This is a genomic window from Vibrio sp. 10N.222.51.C5 (assembly GCF_041474575.1).
Taxonomy (GTDB): Bacteria; Pseudomonadota; Gammaproteobacteria; order Enterobacterales; family Vibrionaceae; genus Vibrio; species Vibrio crassostreae_C.
This window is the reverse complement of the sequence record NZ_JBFRUJ010000020.1, coordinates 23,153-40,437: the sequence shown is the minus strand read 5'-3', so window position 1 is coordinate 40,437 and position 17,285 is coordinate 23,153. Positions and strand designations below refer to the sequence as shown.

Annotated in this window: 17 protein-coding genes; 8 read left to right on the top strand and 9 right to left on the bottom strand. The window is 44.8% G+C overall.

What is annotated here, in order from left to right:
- Window positions 1–12: 12 nt before the first annotated feature.
- Entirely contained in the window at window positions 13–1,392 is a 1,380-nt protein-coding gene (dbpA, locus tag AB4558_RS07685) for an ATP-dependent RNA helicase DbpA (protein ID WP_017064348.1), read from the top strand.
- Between the two features lie 140 nt (window positions 1,393–1,532).
- Here the strand turns inward: dbpA and AB4558_RS07680 are convergent, their stop codons facing one another.
- Window positions 1,533–1,706, bottom strand: coding sequence for a hypothetical protein (locus AB4558_RS07680; RefSeq protein WP_017064349.1), 174 nt, complete (start codon window positions 1,704–1,706; stop codon window positions 1,533–1,535).
- A gap of 303 nt (window positions 1,707–2,009) precedes the next feature.
- Between AB4558_RS07680 and AB4558_RS07675 the strand changes: the two genes are divergently transcribed.
- Window positions 2,010–2,846: a DUF6279 family lipoprotein gene (locus AB4558_RS07675; protein WP_372158471.1), complete on the top strand. Its 837-nt coding sequence runs from the start codon at window positions 2,010–2,012 to the stop codon at window positions 2,844–2,846.
- Window positions 2,847–2,918: 72 nt separating this feature from the next.
- On the opposite strand, the gene AB4558_RS07670 is transcribed toward AB4558_RS07675, so the two are convergent.
- From AB4558_RS07670 to AB4558_RS07660, 3 genes are all read right to left on the bottom strand, one after another.
- Window positions 2,919–3,542: a PolC-type DNA polymerase III gene (locus AB4558_RS07670; protein ID WP_102320725.1), complete on the bottom strand. Its 624-nt coding sequence runs from the start codon at window positions 3,540–3,542 to the stop codon at window positions 2,919–2,921.
- A 70-nt stretch (window positions 3,543–3,612) separates the two neighbouring features.
- Window positions 3,613–4,014: a PPC domain-containing DNA-binding protein gene (locus tag AB4558_RS07665; RefSeq protein ID WP_017059481.1), complete on the bottom strand. Its 402-nt coding sequence runs from the start codon at window positions 4,012–4,014 to the stop codon at window positions 3,613–3,615.
- 133 nt (window positions 4,015–4,147) lie between these two features.
- Entirely contained in the window at window positions 4,148–5,344 is a 1,197-nt protein-coding gene (locus tag AB4558_RS07660) for a DEAD/DEAH box helicase (RefSeq protein ID WP_102320726.1), read from the bottom strand.
- Window positions 5,345–6,062: 718 nt separating this feature from the next.
- Here AB4558_RS07660 and ltrA point away from each other — a divergent pair.
- Window positions 6,063–7,355, top strand: a complete 1,293-nt coding sequence (ltrA, locus tag AB4558_RS07655; protein ID WP_372152459.1) for a group II intron reverse transcriptase/maturase — start codon at window positions 6,063–6,065, stop codon at window positions 7,353–7,355.
- A gap of 74 nt (window positions 7,356–7,429) precedes the next feature.
- Here ltrA and AB4558_RS07650 read toward each other — a convergent pair whose 3' ends face one another.
- Window positions 7,430–9,061, bottom strand: coding sequence for an NAD(P)/FAD-dependent oxidoreductase (locus AB4558_RS07650; RefSeq protein WP_048606003.1), 1,632 nt, complete (start codon window positions 9,059–9,061; stop codon window positions 7,430–7,432).
- Between the two features lie 253 nt (window positions 9,062–9,314).
- On the opposite strand from AB4558_RS07650, the gene fdxA reads away from it, so the two are divergent.
- On the top strand, window positions 9,315–9,638 hold the full coding sequence (gene fdxA, locus AB4558_RS07645) for a ferredoxin FdxA (protein ID WP_010431058.1): 324 nt from the start codon (window positions 9,315–9,317) through the stop codon (window positions 9,636–9,638).
- Between the two features lie 97 nt (window positions 9,639–9,735).
- On the opposite strand, the gene AB4558_RS07640 is transcribed toward fdxA, so the two are convergent.
- The 3 genes from AB4558_RS07640 to AB4558_RS07630 form a co-directional block, all read right to left on the bottom strand.
- Window positions 9,736–10,470 carry an RNA methyltransferase gene (locus AB4558_RS07640; protein ID WP_065584752.1) on the bottom strand — a complete coding sequence of 245 codons (735 nt, stop codon included), beginning with the start codon at window positions 10,468–10,470 and terminating at the stop codon, window positions 9,736–9,738.
- A gap of 184 nt (window positions 10,471–10,654) precedes the next feature.
- On the bottom strand, window positions 10,655–11,707 hold the full coding sequence (locus tag AB4558_RS07635) for an aldo/keto reductase (protein WP_372158468.1): 1,053 nt from the start codon (window positions 11,705–11,707) through the stop codon (window positions 10,655–10,657).
- 372 nt (window positions 11,708–12,079) lie between these two features.
- Window positions 12,080–12,226: a hypothetical protein gene (locus tag AB4558_RS07630; RefSeq protein WP_017059486.1), complete on the bottom strand. Its 147-nt coding sequence runs from the start codon at window positions 12,224–12,226 to the stop codon at window positions 12,080–12,082.
- Window positions 12,227–12,574: 348 nt separating this feature from the next.
- Here AB4558_RS07630 and pepT point away from each other — a divergent pair, with 348 nt between their 5' ends.
- From pepT to AB4558_RS07615, 3 genes are all read left to right on the top strand, one after another.
- Complete coding sequence (pepT, locus tag AB4558_RS07625) at window positions 12,575–13,807, top strand: peptidase T (RefSeq protein ID WP_017059487.1); 1,233 nt, start codon at window positions 12,575–12,577, stop codon at window positions 13,805–13,807.
- Between the two features lie 76 nt (window positions 13,808–13,883).
- On the top strand, window positions 13,884–14,351 hold the full coding sequence (locus AB4558_RS07620) for a DM13 domain-containing protein (protein WP_017064357.1): 468 nt from the start codon (window positions 13,884–13,886) through the stop codon (window positions 14,349–14,351).
- 120 nt (window positions 14,352–14,471) lie between these two features.
- Window positions 14,472–15,314: a mechanosensitive ion channel family protein gene (locus AB4558_RS07615; protein ID WP_102427999.1), complete on the top strand. Its 843-nt coding sequence runs from the start codon at window positions 14,472–14,474 to the stop codon at window positions 15,312–15,314.
- 130 nt (window positions 15,315–15,444) lie between these two features.
- Here AB4558_RS07615 and AB4558_RS07610 read toward each other — a convergent pair whose 3' ends face one another.
- Window positions 15,445–15,888 carry a dCMP deaminase family protein gene (locus AB4558_RS07610; protein ID WP_004737813.1) on the bottom strand — a complete coding sequence of 148 codons (444 nt, stop codon included), beginning with the start codon at window positions 15,886–15,888 and terminating at the stop codon, window positions 15,445–15,447.
- Between the two features lie 259 nt (window positions 15,889–16,147).
- On the opposite strand from AB4558_RS07610, the gene AB4558_RS07605 reads away from it, so the two are divergent.
- Window positions 16,148–17,284 carry an efflux RND transporter periplasmic adaptor subunit gene (locus AB4558_RS07605; RefSeq protein ID WP_372158465.1) on the top strand — a complete coding sequence of 379 codons (1,137 nt, stop codon included), beginning with the start codon at window positions 16,148–16,150 and terminating at the stop codon, window positions 17,282–17,284.
- Window position 17,285: the final 1 nt, after the last annotated feature.

The following is a 17,285-nucleotide window of genomic DNA, read 5'->3' as shown; positions in this document are numbered from 1 at the left end:
TGGATATTTCCATTGAGCACTTCAAAATTCTCTTCAATCGCCCTTAAACCAGAGCTTCTAAATACGTTAGATTCTCTTGGTTATACTGAAATGACGCCGATCCAAGCGTTAAGTCTTCCTACTATCCTAAATGGCAAGGACGTTATCGGTCAGGGTAAAACGGGTTCAGGTAAAACAGCTGCTTTCGGTTTAGGCGTGCTGCAGAACCTACGCGTTAAGCGTTTCCGTGTTCAGTCTTTAGTGTTATGTCCGACTCGTGAGCTTGCAGACCAAGTAGCAAAAGAGATTCGTACTCTTGCTCGTGGTATTCACAACATTAAAGTGCTGACACTATGTGGCGGTATGCCAATGGGCCCACAGATTGGTTCACTAGAGCATGGCGCACACATTCTTGTAGGCACACCTGGTCGTATTCTTGATCACCTAGAGAAAGGCCGCATTGACCTGTCTGAGCTGAACACACTTGTGTTAGATGAAGCGGATCGCATGCTAGAGATGGGTTTCCAAGACGCTTTGGATGCTGTGATTGAAGCGGCGCCAAAAGAACGCCAAACTCTGCTATTCAGTGCGACTTTCCCTAAACAGATCAAATCTGTTGCAGACCGCATTATGCGCAATCCAGAAATGGTGAAGGTTGAATCAACACACGATCACTCAAGCATCCAACAACACTTCTACAAGTTAGAAGGTTCTGAAGCTCGTGATGACGCTCTAGAGCTGCTGTTGTTGCATCACCAACCGGAGTCTGCGGTTGTGTTCTGTAACACTAAGAAAGAAGTGCAGAACGTAAACGATGAGCTAAGCCACCGCGGTTTCAGTGTTATCGAACTTCATGGTGACATGGAACAGCGTGAACGTGACCAAGCTTTGGTTCAGTTCTCAAACAAAACCATCTCGATTCTAGTGGCGACAGACGTTGCGGCTCGCGGTCTTGATGTTGATAACCTAGATGCTGTGTTCAACTTTGAATTGTCTCGCGACCCTGAAGTTCACGTACACCGTATTGGTCGTACTGGCCGTGCAGGAAGCAAAGGCGTAGCGATCAGCTTTTTTAGTGAAAAAGAGATGTACCGTGTTGCTCAAATTGATGAGTACATGGACATGCCAATCGAGCCATCTGAACTGCCAGCAAAACCAATTGCTAAGCCGTACTACTCAAACATGGTTACCATCCAAATTGATGGCGGTAAGAAAGCTAAGCTTCGTGCTGGTGATATTCTTGGCGCACTGACGGGCCAAGGCGGCATTGATGGTAAATCAGTAGGTAAGATCAATCTGTTTGCAATGCGTGCTTACGTAGCGGTAGAAAGATCTGTGGCTAAAAAAGCACTGAACAAAATCGAATCAGGTAAAATGAAGGGTCGTCAATTCCGCGCCCGAATCCTGAAGTAATTCGAGACTGAATCCCTTTGCTGCGATATGTCTAATTAACGACATTGCTAATTAATGGCATTGCAGTAAAGGGTGTTCCACAAAATGCCACTTAAGTTTCTTATTTTAGGTTTATCGACCTAGTCCTCTATACCAAAGCATTATTCATCGGGTCTTATCGAATAAAGATCGTTGATATGTTTTCCTTCGCTAAGATACCAAGTCATCGCTTCCTGTCGATTGTGAACCAATATCGTGATTGTGGTTATTGAACCATCATCAAAATAACAAAGCTCATATTCTAAATCGCTTGGATGATCAGGAATAGCGGCCATAGCTTCCCTCCCAAATATCAATCATTTTAAATACGTCAACCCAACTCATTTATAGGGTTCGTATCACGTCAAATGAGTAATAAAATCAAGTCACATCACTGCCATTAATTATTTTTAGTTTAATCATTTGCCTAAATAGCTAGATTAGCAAGTTTGGGTCTCAATTTATCTCAAAGTTCTTACGACCACTGTTTATTAAGACTACTTTTATAAGAGCTAGAATTAGCGTTATAAAAACTGGGCTAACCTTAAAGGGATGAGTTAATCGGTTTGTGGCTTTGTTGAATGTCGTGAGAGGGTAGAATGAGAAAGTGCCGGTGGTTAGTTTTAGTGATCTGTTTTCTATTTACTGGGTGCGGGACCAAGTTCGCCTATAACAATATAGGTTGGTTTGTCGTTAGCTATATAGAAGATTTTGTTTCCCTCTCAAATAGCCAAGAATCAGAGCTTGAAGAGCGATTAGATATATTACAGAAATGGCATAAAGAAACTCAGCTACCTCTGTACATCTCGCAATTAGAAGCGATTCAAAACGTAGATCGGTCGGATATGAATCCCGCTTTTATTGTGGGCCAAAGTGAACAAACGAAAGAGCATATTCGCACAATCGTCAATAAGTTCGCTCCAGATATTTACGCCTTGAGTATGCAGCTTAGCCCTAAGCAAGACAGGGAGTTTTTAAAGAACTTTCGTGAAAAGCAGCAAGACTATTATGAAGAAAGGTTGTCGTTGAACGATGACGATTCGAGAGAGCGATACCGAAACAGAATAGAAGAGCGTGCAGAACGGTGGTTAGGTTCAGTATCGAAAGAACAAAAACAGATTATTTTGGCTTGGTCTAAAGAGTGGGTAAATACCAATAGCAGTTGGCGACAATATCAAAACAACATCTATGAAGAGCTAACGACGCTGATGGCAAAGAAGAGCGACCTACATATTACTCAGCCAATTATTATGAAGTTGCTTTTAAACAATGAAGCTTATTATCCTGCTGAACTTGAGCCGCAGCTTAACCAAAATATGGAAACATCAGCCAAGTTTTTAGTAGATATGGCCGCGACCAGCAGTAACAAGCAGTGGGCGTATTTTATGAATGAGTTAGAAAGCCTCAAAGGAACGTTGGAGTCATTGCAAGAGTAGGGCGTCCCTTTTAAAGGCTAGCGGTTATTGTCGAGCTAGCTTTTCATCACACTTTAAGGTGAATTTCGGAACCTAACCCCTGTTACTCATCAGTAGTTTTGGAATCGAACTTTTGGCTGTCTTCGATATTTTCTGCATTAATTGGAAGCTCGGTTGTTGAATACCGTGGTCACTCTTCAGCTCATCGATCATTAATAACCACAACCTTGCTGTCATTTCTGAATCGGCTAATGCTCTGTGGAAAGTGCCGTCGTTATCTATGCGCTTGAATCGAACTAGGTCGCCCAACTTATGGGTCGGAGCATCTTGGATTAGCCGACGAGCAATCAACATTGAGCATGCAAACTGTCCATTGTAATCACGTCCAATATTGTCTAATTCTGCGTCGAGAAAGCGTTTATCAAACGAGGCATTATGAGCCACAAGCTGACTGCCTTGGATAAAGTCTGCAAACTCATCCATCACTTCGCTGCAACTGGCCGCAGTGCTTAACATACGGTTACTGATTCCGGTATAGCTTTCAATGAAGCCACTCACACGAAACCCTGGATTCATGAGTTGTTGGAAGGTGTCGACGACTTCGCCGTTAACGAGTTTTACCGCACCGATCTCAATCGCTCGGTCGCCCATATTGGGTGATAAGCCTGTGGTTTCGAAATCGAGAACGATAACGGAATCTGCGGAGTTTGGAGCCATCGTGTTTCCTAATTGCTGTTTGGTAGTATCGCTTTGTATGGGGCGTTTGGTGTTGCTATGGGTAAATCAGTTATTTGCTATTGCTGATAGTAAGTTCAGTGTAACCCGTCGAATCGTCATGCTCTCTGTTGAAGGTCAAGGTATCGTAGCGGTGAACAATCAATTCAGCCGTGGTCGCGATAATCGTCCCTTCAAGCAAATGCCCACCAATTACATTGCCATTCTCATCAGCAACGGAGATATGAATATGCTGGTGGTTTGGGGTTAGCGTTGCCATCACCGAGACTATTTCGAACGGAGCTTGAACTAGCTTGGTGTTGTTGGCATTAGCTAAGCGAATATTGAGTTGAGAAACACATCCGACACAAGACGCAATAGAGCCCGCGGAGATATTGTGCGCTGTCACTAGCCTCTGGATCTCTAGCTTTAGGTCTTGGCCGCGGGTTAATCTCGTTGCGATAGGAGTGATCATCTTATTGCCTCAACGTTATATGTATTTCAAAGAACAAAACGAAGCCACATAGGGCTTCGTTTTATTTTCATTTTGGCTAACGCGACTTTTCTTTTGGTTAATGCAACTTTGCATTTTCTGTCGCTGAAATTACTTAGCCTTGTTGCTGTTCTCTTTTCTTCTTAGGAACGAAGTTCAATACTGAAATGGGTACTTCTTTGCGTGGTTCGAAACCTTCAACAACGCGACGTTCAATCAAGTGACCAAGACGCTTTTCAATAATGCACAGGTTTTTGAAGTTATCTTTCGATAGGAAAGATATCGCTTCGCCAGACGCATCAGCACGGCCTGTACGACCAATACGGTGAACATAATCATCTGCTGGGAATGGCATGTCGTAGTTCACTACGCGGCTTAGGTTGTCGATATCGATACCACGAGCAGCAACACCCGTCGCGACTAAGTATTTTAGGCGACCTTTCTTAAAGTCAGCCAAGATTTTTTCACGAATCGCTTGGCTACGTCCACTGTGGAAAGCTTCCGCTTGAATACCACGTTTCTCAAGTTGAGCAACCAACTTAGCCGCGCCGTGCTTGGTTTCGATAAAGATAAGCGCTTGGTCCCAGTTACCTTCGGTAATCATGTGGCTCAATAGTGCTGACTTACGGTCTTTATCTACCGTTACCAACCATTGCTCAATGTTCGCTTTAGACGCATCAGTCTTGGCAATCGAAATCTCTTCCGCTTCACTGATTGCACTTTTCGCTAGTGCACGCACTGGCGTTGAAAGCGTTGCCGAGAACAGCAGGTTTTGGATGTCTTGTGGTAGACGCGCGATGATCTTGTTGATGTCTTCAATGAAACCCATGTCTAGCATGCGGTCAGCTTCATCTAGAACCAGTACTTCCACTTCATCAAAGTGAACGGCACGTTGTCCGTACATGTCGATCAAACGACCTGGTGTTGCCACAAGAATATCCACGCCTTCAATAAGACGATCTTTCTGGTGTTGGTAAGACACGCCACCGTACATCGCTAGTGATGTTAGGTTTAGGAACTTCGCGTACTTAGTGATGTTCTGTTCAACCTGAACTGCCAGCTCACGCGTTGGTGTCAGGATAACTGCGCGGATACGTTTTTTACGCTGCGTTTCACCTTTGCTTAGCATTTCTAAGATAGGGAGAACAAAGCTCGCAGTTTTACCTGTACCTGTTTGTGCTGCAGCAATAAGGTTCTTACCAGAAAGAACAATCGGAATTGCTTTTTCTTGAATAGAGGTTGGCTTTTCATAGCCTTGTTTTGCAACGGCTTTAACAATAGGTGAGCTTAATCCAAGCTTGGAAAATGGCATAAGTTTCTCGGTATGATTTGGCTAAATAGCGATGGAAAGGTTTAACAATCTTATACAAGGATAAGATTAATGGCGGCATTCTACCATGTTGCTTGCTCACCGCTAGTCACATGCACATAAAAAAATCCAGTGTCGACAAGGCACTGGATTTTTAGTTGTGCGCCGAGCATGGCGTTGATCTAGGAGGTGAAAGTCCTCTACGGGCTCAGTCGAGCGAGAACCGTTAGCCTATGCAAGGGTGTTCACCGTGAGGTGAAATCTGAAGGAAGCAAATGGCAAAACTTGGTTGTGACGAACAGAAATCTGATAGTAGGTCATTACAACTTGGGCAACCTAGCAATAGATAGAATAGCCCGATGCCTCGACGGGAAGTGTGTAGTGATAAATCAGGCACGGCCAAGGGAAAGAGCAACGTCTTACCTCGGGAGATCTTATTACTTGTCTCGATAGAGACTAATACAGCAGCGATGCGGTATGACGAGCAATAAGAAGTCAGCAGAAGGCATAGTACCTTAAGGAAGTACAACTTAAGGGAAGGCCCGAACTGAATATATCAAGAAGCAGTCACTAGACACTCAATCATGTGGGGTCATAGCAAGATGAAAACCATCTCTACGTCCCAATGGGCGATACAGCAAGTAAAGCTCATGGTGATGAAGAATGACAAGCATGATTGGCGTAAACAGGAGGACGAGTCTTGGTGATCTCAACGTCGTTGATGGAGCAAATCTGCTCTTCAACCAACTTGAATCAAGCTCTACGAAGAGTGAAGAAGAACAAAGGATGTGCAGGTGTCGACAAACTCGACATAGATGCGACTATCTCAACACTTCGACAGGCTTCAAATGGGCAAGCGCTTCGCCAGAGTCTTCTGGAAGGAAGCTACAAACCTCAACCGGTACTTGGTGTAGAAATCCCTAAACCTAGTGGTGGCGTAAGGCAACTAGGTATCCCAACCGTGCTTGATAGAGTTGTCCAACAGGCAATGACCTCAGTACTGTCAGATATCTATGACCCCAAGTTCTCCAATAGCAGTTACGGATTTAGACCAAACCGCAGTGCGCACCAGGCATTAACGGCAGCCAGTCATTACATCCGAGAAGGTCGAGGTTATGTTGTAGATATCGACCTAGCGAAATACTTCGACACAGTGAATCACGATAGACTGATGTACAGACTGTCACAGGACATCAGTGATAAACGAGTGTTGAAGCTCATCAGGTCATATCTACAGGCAGGCATAATGCGAAACGGGATGGTTGAACAGAGACAAAGAGGGACACCACAGGGTGGACCATTATCCCCGTTGCTATCCAATATCGTATTAGATGAACTGGATAAAGAGTTAGAGCGCAGAGGGCATAAGTTCTGTCGATATGCAGACGACTGCCAAATCTACGTTCATAGTGAAGAAGCCGCTTATCGAGTTAAAGAGTCGATAACGGAGTTCTTGGAGCAAAAGCTGAAGCTCACGGTAAATCGAGAGAAAAGTGGTGCGACAAGAGTGACAGAGCGGACTTACTTAAGCCACCGCTTCGGGATAGATGGAACAATCCATCTATCGAAGGCAGCACAAACTCAAATGAAGAAGCGAGTGCGGCAGATAACGAAGCGAAACCGAGGGCGAGAGTTGCAAGCAGTCATAGCGGAATTAACTCAATACCTAAGAGGTTGGCAACACTACTTCAAACTCGCCATACGGAAAAGCAGCTTGCAGCGCTTAGACGAATGGATACGGCGACGGCTACGATGTTACCGCTTAAAACAACGCAAACGCAGATACGGCATAGCGACATGGTTACAACAACAAGGTGTAACGGAGCGCAATGCGTGGAAGGTAGCGATGTCAGATAAAGGGTGGTGGCACTTGGCCTTAACGCCGCAGTTAAATCACGCCATGCCAATAAAATGGTTCGAGGAGTTGGGCCTGTACTCATTGCGAGATGGGTATGAGTCACTGAAAATATATTCGGAACCGCCGTATGCGACCCACGCTTGTACGGTGGTGTGAGAGGACGGAGGCCGTGAGGCCTCCTCCTACTCGATTTGGTTGATCGCGATCTAGCTTTGCTTTATCGAAAGCGCTTAAGCGATCTCAATCTTCTCAGCTTGGTTCTGCTCTACCATTGATAGTGCTAGCGCTTCTGCGGCCTTAATGCCGTCGATACCAGCAGACAGGATACCGCCTGCGTAGCCTGCACCTTCACCAGCCGGGAAGAAGCCCTTAAGGTTGATGCTTTGGAAGTCTTTGCCACGTTTGATGCATACAGGAGAAGACGTACGTGTCTCAACACCGGTAAGTAGGCCGTCTGGCGTAGAGAAACCTTTGATCTTCTTCTCGAATGCTGGGATTGCTTCACGAATCGCTTCGATAGCAAAATCAGGCAGCGCTTTTGAAATATCAGTCAGGTGGATACCCGGCGTGAATGACGGTTGTACTTCACCGATTGCACTTGGATCGCGACCTTTCAAGAAGTCACCGATTTTTTGAGCTGGTGCATCGTAGTTTTCACCACCAAGAACATAAGCGCCGCTTTCTAGTTCACGTTGTAAACGGATACCAGCCAGTGCGTCACCTGGGTAATCACGCTCTGGGTCGATACCTACAACGATCGCGCTGTTTGCGTTACGTTCTGCACGAGAGTATTGGCTCATGCCGTTCGTTACTACGCGGCCTTCTTCAGACGTTGCAGCAACCACAGTACCACCTGGGCACATACAGAAGCTGTATACAGTGCGGCCATTCTTACAGTGGTGAACGAGTTTGTAGTCCGCAGCACCTAGGATTGGGTTGCCTGCGTTCTTACCGAAACGAGCTTCATCGATCATCGATTGCTTGTGTTCGATACGGAAACCAACAGAGAAAGGCTTCGCTTCCATGTAAACGCCACGATCGTACAGCATTTCAAACGTGTCACGAGCACTGTGGCCAACAGCCAATACCACGTGACGAGATTTGATCTCTTCACCGTTAGAAAGCGTTAGGCCAGTGATTTGACCATCTTCCATATGAACGTCGTCAACACGAGTGCTGAAACGGATTTCGCCACCAAGTTCAATGATAGAAGCGCGCATCTTTTCGATCATGGTAACCAGTTTAAAGGTACCGATGTGCGGCTTACTTACGTATAGAATTTCTTCTGGTGCACCCGCAGCAACGAACTCTTCAATTACTTTACGGCCGTAGTGCTTTGGATCTTTAACTTGGCTGTACAGCTTACCGTCAGAGAAAGTACCTGCGCCGCCTTCACCAAACTGTACGTTTGATTCTGTGTTCAGCGTACGCTTACGCCAGAAACCAAAGGTATCTTTCGTACGCTCACGAACTTCTTTACCACGCTCAACGATGATTGGGTTGAAACCCATTTGAGCAAGCACTAGGCCAGCGAATAGACCACATGGGCCAAAACCGATAACCACAGGGCGCTCAGTTTGGTTCTCAACCGCTTTAGCAACAAACTTGTACTCCATATCAGGAGTCACTTTTACGTGCGGGTCGCTAATGAATTGTTCTAACAACTCAGCTTCGTTTTCAACGAGAACGTCAAGCGTGTAGATAAGTAAGATCTTTGATTTCTTACGAGCATCGTAGCCACGTTTAAAGATATTAAAAGAGAGTACCTGATCAGAGTTAATACCAAGTTTCGCTTCAATAGCGTCTTGAATAGCAGACTCTTCATGGTCTAGTGGGAGTTTAATTTCGGTTAAACGTATCATTTCGATGTCTCGTTTTTATAGGTGTCTTAGCTAGATCGTTTCTTAATACAGAGTTTGATGGAAACGCTGATGTTCAAAGAAGCGATAAGCTCACAATGGCGCGCATTTTACGAGAAATTGATTTATCTGTCATACTAATTTGGAAACATGGAGCAAATAGACACGATATTAGAGCCGTATGATGTTGAATTTTGCTTTGGGATGAGTATTATCCCCATTCTTCAATTTTGACTAACTTATAGAGCAGAGCATCATGGCATTTGTCGTAGGCGATAATTGTATTCAATGTAAATACACAGACTGTGTGGCAGTGTGCCCCGCAGATGCGTTCCATGAAGGCCCAAATTTCATGGTAATCAACCCAATCGAATGTATTGATTGTGGTTTATGTGTACCTGAATGTGATGCTCAAGCGATCTTCCAAGAAGATGAGCTACCAGAAGATCAAAAAATCTTTATCGAAGTGAACGCAGAGCTTGCCGAAATCTGGCCGGTACAAACGGAAGTAAAAGCACCAATGGATGACGCTGAGAAGTGGAATGGTGTCGCTGATAAGTTGGCAATGCTAGAAAAGTAATTGTTGAAAAGAACTTAGATAAAAAGGCGTACTGATTTAATCAATACGCCTTTTTTAATATTTGAACATTGTCGACTGGATCGTTAGCTTATGAGACCTAGCTGTGCTGACGACGCATGTTGTCGAGAATGATGCCAGTCGCCATTGCAACGTTCAAAGACTCTGCGCCACCGAATGCTGGAATCGTAATCTTATCTGTCACGTATTTAGCGGCGTGTTCACGAATACCGTGAGACTCGCTGCCCATCAGCAAAATGCCATTTGCAGTGAAGTCAGTCTTATGAACACTTTCGCCTTCCAAAAATGCACCGTAAACCGGTAGATTCGCTTGCTCTAAGTAAGCTGGTAAGTCAGTTTGACTTACGTGTACTCGGCCAAAGCTGCCCATAGTCGCGCTGATCGTTTTAGGGTTGTATGGGTCTGCGCAATCACTGCTCGCAACGATATGCTTGATGCCATACCAGTCTGCTACGCGAATAATCGTACCTAGGTTGCCAGGGTCTGAAACGCCATCAAGTGCAATCATCAGTCCTGTCGCTTCTGGTAGTTCAAACGTTGGGATCTCAACAACCGCAATCGCTGCATTGTTACTTACCAAAGTGCTCGCTTTGGTTAGGTCATCCAGTGAGGCTTCAACACAATCAAACTCAATCAGTGATGCGTGATTTTCAGATAAGAAATCAGCGGTAGCAAAGACGTTCTTCACGACTAAGTCACTATTGAACAGCTCAAGAACGTTCTTTTCACCTTGAACTAGAAACAGGCCGTGGGCTTTACGTTGTTTCTTTTGGCCCAAAGCACGAAGGAGTTTTAATTGGTTTTTTGAAATCATGTTTTTATCCTAGATATAAGCCCGCGCATTATAGAGCAAAGGTTAGCGAACCAAAAGCGTGATGACTCAATGCTATCCATATAAAAAGCAAAAGCGACCCACTTAAAAAAGAAAAGCGCACTAAATAGCGCGCTCTTATAGGATTTACTAAAGCTGAACAGAGCTGGTAAAGCTCAACCAAAGATCAATACGGCACAGGATAGCGCTTAAAGACGGTATTGATATCAGTCAGGATCTCTTCTGACAGCGGTTTGCTGAATGCGGCTACGTTCTCTTTTAGCTGCTCCATAGTAGTTGCACCAATGATGGTGGAAGTCACCCCATCAACTTGATTACACCAAGCCAATGCCAGCTGGCTCGGAGTGAACCCGTGAGCATTCGCCACTTCAACATAGCCTTTAACCGCTTCGTTGGCAGATTCTGTGTCACGGAAAATGCCTTTGCGCTGCATGTAAGTCCAACGACTGCCTTCTGGTCTTGCGCCATCGATGTACTTTCCACTCAACATGCCTGCAGCCAAAGGCGACCATGGCAGGTAAGCGACATCTTCATGAACACAGTTCTCAATCAGATATGGCCAGTCTTTTGCGTGCAGTAAGCTAAATTCATTCTGAATAGAGACCATGCGTGGCAAATCGTGCATCTCACTCAGCTTGAGGTAAGTGTTAATGCCCCAAGTAGAATCATCTGAAAGCCCGACATGGCGAATTTTCCCCGCCTTAATGCAGCTTGCCAGTGCTTGTAGGATTTCCAACATCTCAGCTTCATGCTGCTTTCGGTCAATATCACTGAATCGAATGTGATTCGGGAAATGCTTACCAAAGTGAGGCGTTGTACGATTTGGCCAATGAAGTTGGTAAAGGTCGATATAGTCTGTTTGTAGGCGTTTTAATGATGCGTCAACGGCTGCGATCACCGCTTCACCCGTTATCGGGCCGCCATCTCGAACCCAAGGAAGCCCTGGCCCGGCAATTTTGCTCGCAATGATCAACTCTTGTCGACGCTGTGGGTTACGCGATAACCAGTTACCAATGATCGCTTCTGTTTTTCCGTAGGTATCTGGAGAAGGTGGAACCGCGTACATCTCTGCAGTATCGATAAAGTTAATACCTTGGCTTAATGCGTATTCGATCTGTTGGTCGGCTTGCTGCTGCGTATTTTGTAGCCCCCAAGTCATGCTGCCAAGACAGATACGGGAAACGGGAATTTGACTACTTCCTAGCTTTGAATATTCCATTGAATTCGGGGTTCCTGTGGTTAGGTTCTCTGGTACTCGCATTATAGTTTTGAAAAGAGGGCGAGTGAGGAATGAAAACGAATATGAATTATTAGCACAAAATGACACGACAAGGTATGGCATCGGGGAGTTTAGTGAGTCATTTCTCAGCGCTGCAAGCTAGTGTGTGCAATGCGTGAAAATACATTCGCGAGAAACTATGAGCCAATTGGTGATCGAGAAGTGAAGAACAACAAGCAATGAGCGAAGGTTTAATGTTCAGCTTGTTTGGGAGTGGGGGAGAGGAGAACAGATCAAAAATAAAAAAAGCTCTACCGGATAGAGCGTAGAGCTTTTTTATAGGGGTCTTAATAGTGCTAGGTATTCATTGAGTTACGAGGTCGCGTTTGTGTCTAATCCACCCTGGATCTGCGCCTGTCTTAGAGCTTCCTGCCTTTGAACTTCTTTCTCAGTTAATACTGGTCGAAGCGTTTCCTCAGAGGCTTGAGGAGAGAAAATGAAATATTTATTAATCGTCATAACTGTGTCTCCGTGTAACGTATGACAGATTCTGCATCAAGGATAAATTGTGATCATCATCCACTTTGTACTTTTGTTAGGCTGAGAGCGGAGGGCGTAGAATGCGTACAAAGCGATCTCTTATCATCCGTATGCAATGTTGAACTGACGAAACCCTCTGTTTTCAAGTATAGGAAGCGCATCTAATTTCGCACAATAATGATTTAGAGCAATTACATACATGGTCAGGGGCGTAAGATGAAAACCCTCGCTACTGACTCTGTGCTCGTATTTATTTAACGATGTATCACTTATCGACATAATAATTAAGTCAGTAAATCAATTACTTAATCCATGGTGAGATGAATTATGGAAAAGCTTGTAGAACGTTTTCTGAATTACGTTACTTTTGATACCAAATCCGATCCTTCTAATCAGCAATGCCCAAGTTCACCGGGTCAAATTACCTTTGCTGAAGCCTTAAAGTTAGAATTGGTGGCATTAGACTTAGTTGATGTGTCTTTAGATGACAATGGATACTTGATGGCGAAACTGCCGTCGAATGTCGATTACGATGTGCCTGCGATTGGCTTTGTGGCGCACATGGATACCGCTCCTGACGCATCAGGCGCCAACGTGAAACCACAAGTGATTAAAGATTACCGAGGTGGAACGATTGAATTAGGGGAAAGTGGCGAGAGTTTGAACCCAAGCCAGTATCCAGATCTTGATTCTTTACATGGTCACGACCTGATTACGACTGACGGCACAACTCTGCTTGGTGCCGACAACAAAGCGGGCATCGCTGAAATCATCAGTGCAATTGCTTACCTGAAAGCGAATCCAGACATCAAACACGGCGACATCTGCATTGGCTTCACGCCGGATGAAGAGATTGGTCGCGGTGCGAACCTGTTTGACGTTGAAAAATTTGGCGCCGAGTGGGCGTACACCATCGATGGTGGCCCAGTAGGGGAGTTGGAATTTGAGAACTTCAATGCCACGAGCGCCGATGTTATCTGTCATGGCGTGAACGTTCACCCGGGCACCGCAAAAGATAAAATGGTGAACTCGATGAACATTGCAGCGCAATTCCAATTGATGATGCCTGCGCAAGAAACACCAGAGTGCACAGAAGGTTATGAAGGCTTCTACCACCTGAAATCGGCGGAAATGGGTGTGGCTCGCTCTGAACTGGGATACATCATCCGTGATTTTGAACGTGAGGGTGTAGAAGCGCGTAAAGCATTCATGCAGCAGAAAGTCGATGAGCTGAATGAGCGCCTTGAGAAAGGCCGTGTTGAGCTGGTGCTAACCGATAGCTACTTCAACATGAAAGAGATGGTTGAACCGCATCAACATATTATTGAATTGGCCAAGCAGGCGATGATTGAGTGCAATGTCGAGCCAATGGTTAAACCAATCCGAGGTGGTACAGACGGTGCTCGCTTATCTTTCATGGGGCTACCATGTCCGAATATCTTTACTGGCGGTTACAACTTCCACGGTATTCATGAGTTCATTACCATTCAAGGCATGGAGCAAGCGGTAAAAGTGATTGTTGAACTGTCACAACGTACAGCAACGCATTACCAAAAATAGAACATCAGAGCGTTATATCTCTTTGTATTTTTGAGAGTATTCAATAATACTCTCTTTAAGCATAAGGGAGTACGCGATGAAAAAGTTAGTTTTACTTTGCACCCACTTAGCCGTGGGTGCTGTTGGTTTTGGGCTAGGTGTTTACGCATTGCCTATCTTGATTGAGCCTGATTCTCCTTCCTCAAGTTCTGTTGAAGCGATCAGTGAGCAGGCTATCTACACGGGCGAGTTCACTAAAGATCGACAAGACAGTGACTTCTTGCACTGGGGAGAAGGCATCGTCTCAGTATCCGAAAGTGCGATCGCTTTTGAAGGTGAATTGGCGCCGGGACCTGATTACAAGGTTTATCTCTCGCCTAAGTTCATTGAAACCGAGCACGCTTTCAATGACAGCAAGAACGAGTTATTGAGAGTCGGAGATGTGAAAACATTCGACCGCTTTATGGTTGAGCTTCCCGAAGGTACTGATCTTAATCGATTTAATACGGTTGTGATTTGGTGTGAAACTTTTGGCCAATTTATTACTTCTGCCAAGATAAAATGATAGCCTTACCAATAGCTGATTTAGGCACGTAAAAAAGCGCTCTATTTTTGAGCGCTTTTTCATAGCGAAGTCTCCGCTAATCGTTGTAAAGCTCGTCGTTGTAATGCTAAGGAATAAGTAATGGAAAAAGTGTGGCAAGTAATTGATTTTCTACTCGCTCATAAGTTTATTTTTAGTGCGTTGATTATCACTATTATTTTAATCATTCGCCGAATCACCTTATCTCAAATAAGAGGTGATGTTGCTTTCCTTAGTGAAGACCAACGTAACTGGATGTCACGAACCAAAAACGGCACATTCGCGATTATTGTTGTGACGTTATTTGTGCTGTGGAAATCCGAAATCAGCGAGTTTGCGCTATCTGTCACGGCCATTGCTGTTGCGATAGTAGTGGCTTCAAAAGAGATCATTTTGTGTTTCACCGGTTCTATTCAGCGTGCGAGTTCTCGTTCATTTAGAATCGGCGACTGGATCGAAGTGGGTAAAATCAGCGGTGAAGTGATTGAGCACAATCTGATGGCGACCGTGATTCAAGAAATCGATTTGTATCATGGGCAATATCACTTCACTGGCAAGACAGCCACGCTGCCTAATAGCATGTTCTTCACTTATCCGGTTAAGAACCTCAACTTCATGAAGCGTTATGTTTATCATAACTTTTTTGTGACGGTGAAAGACTTTGTAAACCTATACCCTATGCTGTCGGGTCTTATTGTGAAAATTGAAGAGCATTGCGAAGAGTTTATCGATGTTGCTCGCCGTTACAACGGTGTGATCGAAAAGCACGCTGGTGTTGACCTTCCGGGTTCTGAGCCTCACATCCATATCACAAGCAGTTCGACAGGTGAGCAAGAAGTGCACTTTATGATCTTCTGTCCGACCGAAAAAGCGATTCATTTAGAGCAAGATATTCGTAAAGACTTTATGGAAGCGTACGCGGAAGCATTCCCAACGAGCGCTTAGTTTGCTCATCAGTTTACAGTGACCAAGCTATAGTCTCTAAACTATAGCGACCAAACTATAAGCCCAAACATAAGAAAGCCGAGAGCGATACTATCGACTCTCGGCTTTTTTGTTCTTGCTATTTGTTAGCTTAATCTAGGTCAGCGAGTGGTAACCAATCCACTTGTACACCAGCTTGCTCAAACATATCTTGGCTAACTTTAATCTTGTCGCCCCAGCGAGAAAGGAAATCCTCACTTTGCTCTGGGCAATGTACTGCTGAAATACCTGTTTGGATGATTTTTGCTGCACAGTTTGGACAAGGGAAATGCGTCACCCAGATCTCACAACTGTCCAAATCACGCTTGGCGAATAAGATCGCATTTTCTTCAGCGTGAAGTGTCTTGAGGTACTTCATCTCTCTGTCATCAGTATCCGCACTATCAGACACGCCATGTGGGTAGCCATTAAAACCAACAGAAACAATGCGGTTGTGCTTAGTGATTACGGCGCCGACTTGAGTTGAAGGATCTTTACTCCAAGAACCGACCAATTCCGCCATTTGATAGAAACGTTTAGCCCATTTTGAAATCATGAGAATTCCTTAACAATTAAATGTGAATGCTTATCTGTCTGACAATACATTATGTTAGACAATATCCATAGAGAACAAAAGCTGAGAGATTGATTTACTTAGGAATTGTAGCGTGTTTGTAATCACTTTATAAGCACTTGGTTTCAATTAACATATTGATACACTTTGGCCAGTTATAATTGATATTCCTCGGACATTTGAAGCAATTGTGTTACGTAACTTTTATGCTGTTCAATTTCTCATAAGTGACGGTATAACCATGCGTAAAAAGTTAATCCTTACGGCTCTTGCAAGCTCTCTTATTCTTGCTGGATGTGGGCAAGATGCTCAGAATGCCAAGCAAGCGCCTTTACCTCTCGTAGCTGTACAGGATGTTAGCGTCGTTTCTCACCAACAAAGTAAGTCGTACATCGGTCGTATTGAAGCCGTTGAAGACACGGCAATTACTGCACAAGTTTCTGGCTACCTGCAAAGCCGCCATTTCAAAGAAGGCCAAATGGTCGAAAAGGGCCAGCTGCTATATTCCATTGAGCCATCTTCGTTTGAAGCTGAAGTTGCAAGCGCAAAAGCGTCTGTTGCTCAAGCAAACGCGAACCTTAAGAAAGCCGAGCTTGATTTTAACCGTGGTAAAAACCTACTTCCGAAAGGCAGTATTTCTCAATCAGAATTCGATGCATTAACGGCAAACTTATTAGGCTCTCAAGCACAGCTTGAAGCAAGCCAAGCACAGCTTAATGCTGCGAATGTTCAGCTTTCTCATACCAAAATCATCGCGCCTTTCTCTGGCCGTATTAGCGATACCAAAGTGAGCACGGGTGATCTGGTTTCGCCGTCTTCAGGTGTACTGACGACTTTGGTTAGCCTAGACCCAATCCACGCATCGTTCAGCATCAGTGAGCGAGAGCGTATTGAGCTGGGTATGGACCGCATCGAAGGCGATGGCAGCAGCGACTCTGCAGGTGTTGAAGTTCAGATCATGCTTGAGAACGGTGAAGCGTTTGAACACCTAGGTCAGCTCGATTTTTTGGGTAACCGTATCAATCTCAATACCGGTACGATCGCGATGCGCGCAATCGCTGATAATCCGAATCAACGATTACTTCCTGGTCAACACGTTCGTGTGGATCTACGTGAAAAGCAATCTATTGATGTTGTGACTATCCCACGCCGAGCAGTACAAACCGACCTAGAAGGCGACTTTGTGATGGTACTGGTTGAAGGTAAAGCGGCACCAGTTGCTGAGCGCAGAAACATCGAGATGGGTCGTCAGGTTGAAGGTGGTGTAATTGTTCATTCTGGATTAGAGAAGAACGACTCAGTCATCACTCAAGGCTTACAGCGTGTCCGTAATGGTATGTCCGTTCGCATTCAACCTTCTGCTGAACAAGCTGAGTAAG

Coding starts and splice junctions, on each gene's coding strand:
- AB4558_RS07615 (WP_102427999.1), top strand. CDS start 14,472: ATGGAAAAAGTGTGGCAAGTAATTGATTTTCTACTCGCTCATAAGTTT.
- AB4558_RS07610 (WP_004737813.1), bottom strand. CDS start 15,888: ATGATTTCAAAATGGGCTAAACGTTTCTATCAAATGGCGGAATTGGTC.
- AB4558_RS07660 (WP_102320726.1), bottom strand. CDS start 5,344: ATGCCATTTTCCAAGCTTGGATTAAGCTCACCTATTGTTAAAGCCGTT.
- AB4558_RS07675 (WP_372158471.1), top strand. CDS start 2,010: ATGAGAAAGTGCCGGTGGTTAGTTTTAGTGATCTGTTTTCTATTTACT.
- AB4558_RS07680 (WP_017064349.1), bottom strand. CDS start 1,706: ATGGCCGCTATTCCTGATCATCCAAGCGATTTAGAATATGAGCTTTGT.
- AB4558_RS07640 (WP_065584752.1), bottom strand. CDS start 10,470: ATGATTTCAAAAAACCAATTAAAACTCCTTCGTGCTTTGGGCCAAAAG.
- AB4558_RS07620 (WP_017064357.1), top strand. CDS start 13,884: ATGAAAAAGTTAGTTTTACTTTGCACCCACTTAGCCGTGGGTGCTGTT.
- ltrA (WP_372152459.1), top strand. CDS start 6,063: ATGGAGCAAATCTGCTCTTCAACCAACTTGAATCAAGCTCTACGAAGA.
- fdxA (WP_010431058.1), top strand. CDS start 9,315: ATGGCATTTGTCGTAGGCGATAATTGTATTCAATGTAAATACACAGAC.
- AB4558_RS07650 (WP_048606003.1), bottom strand. CDS start 9,061: ATGATACGTTTAACCGAAATTAAACTCCCACTAGACCATGAAGAGTCT.
- AB4558_RS07665 (WP_017059481.1), bottom strand. CDS start 4,014: ATGATCACTCCTATCGCAACGAGATTAACCCGCGGCCAAGACCTAAAG.
- AB4558_RS07605 (WP_372158465.1), top strand. CDS start 16,148: ATGCGTAAAAAGTTAATCCTTACGGCTCTTGCAAGCTCTCTTATTCTT.
- AB4558_RS07635 (WP_372158468.1), bottom strand. CDS start 11,707: ATGGAATATTCAAAGCTAGGAAGTAGTCAAATTCCCGTTTCCCGTATC.
- AB4558_RS07630 (WP_017059486.1), bottom strand. CDS start 12,226: ATGACGATTAATAAATATTTCATTTTCTCTCCTCAAGCCTCTGAGGAA.
- pepT (WP_017059487.1), top strand. CDS start 12,575: ATGGAAAAGCTTGTAGAACGTTTTCTGAATTACGTTACTTTTGATACC.
- AB4558_RS07670 (WP_102320725.1), bottom strand. CDS start 3,542: ATGGCTCCAAACTCCGCAGATTCCGTTATCGTTCTCGATTTCGAAACC.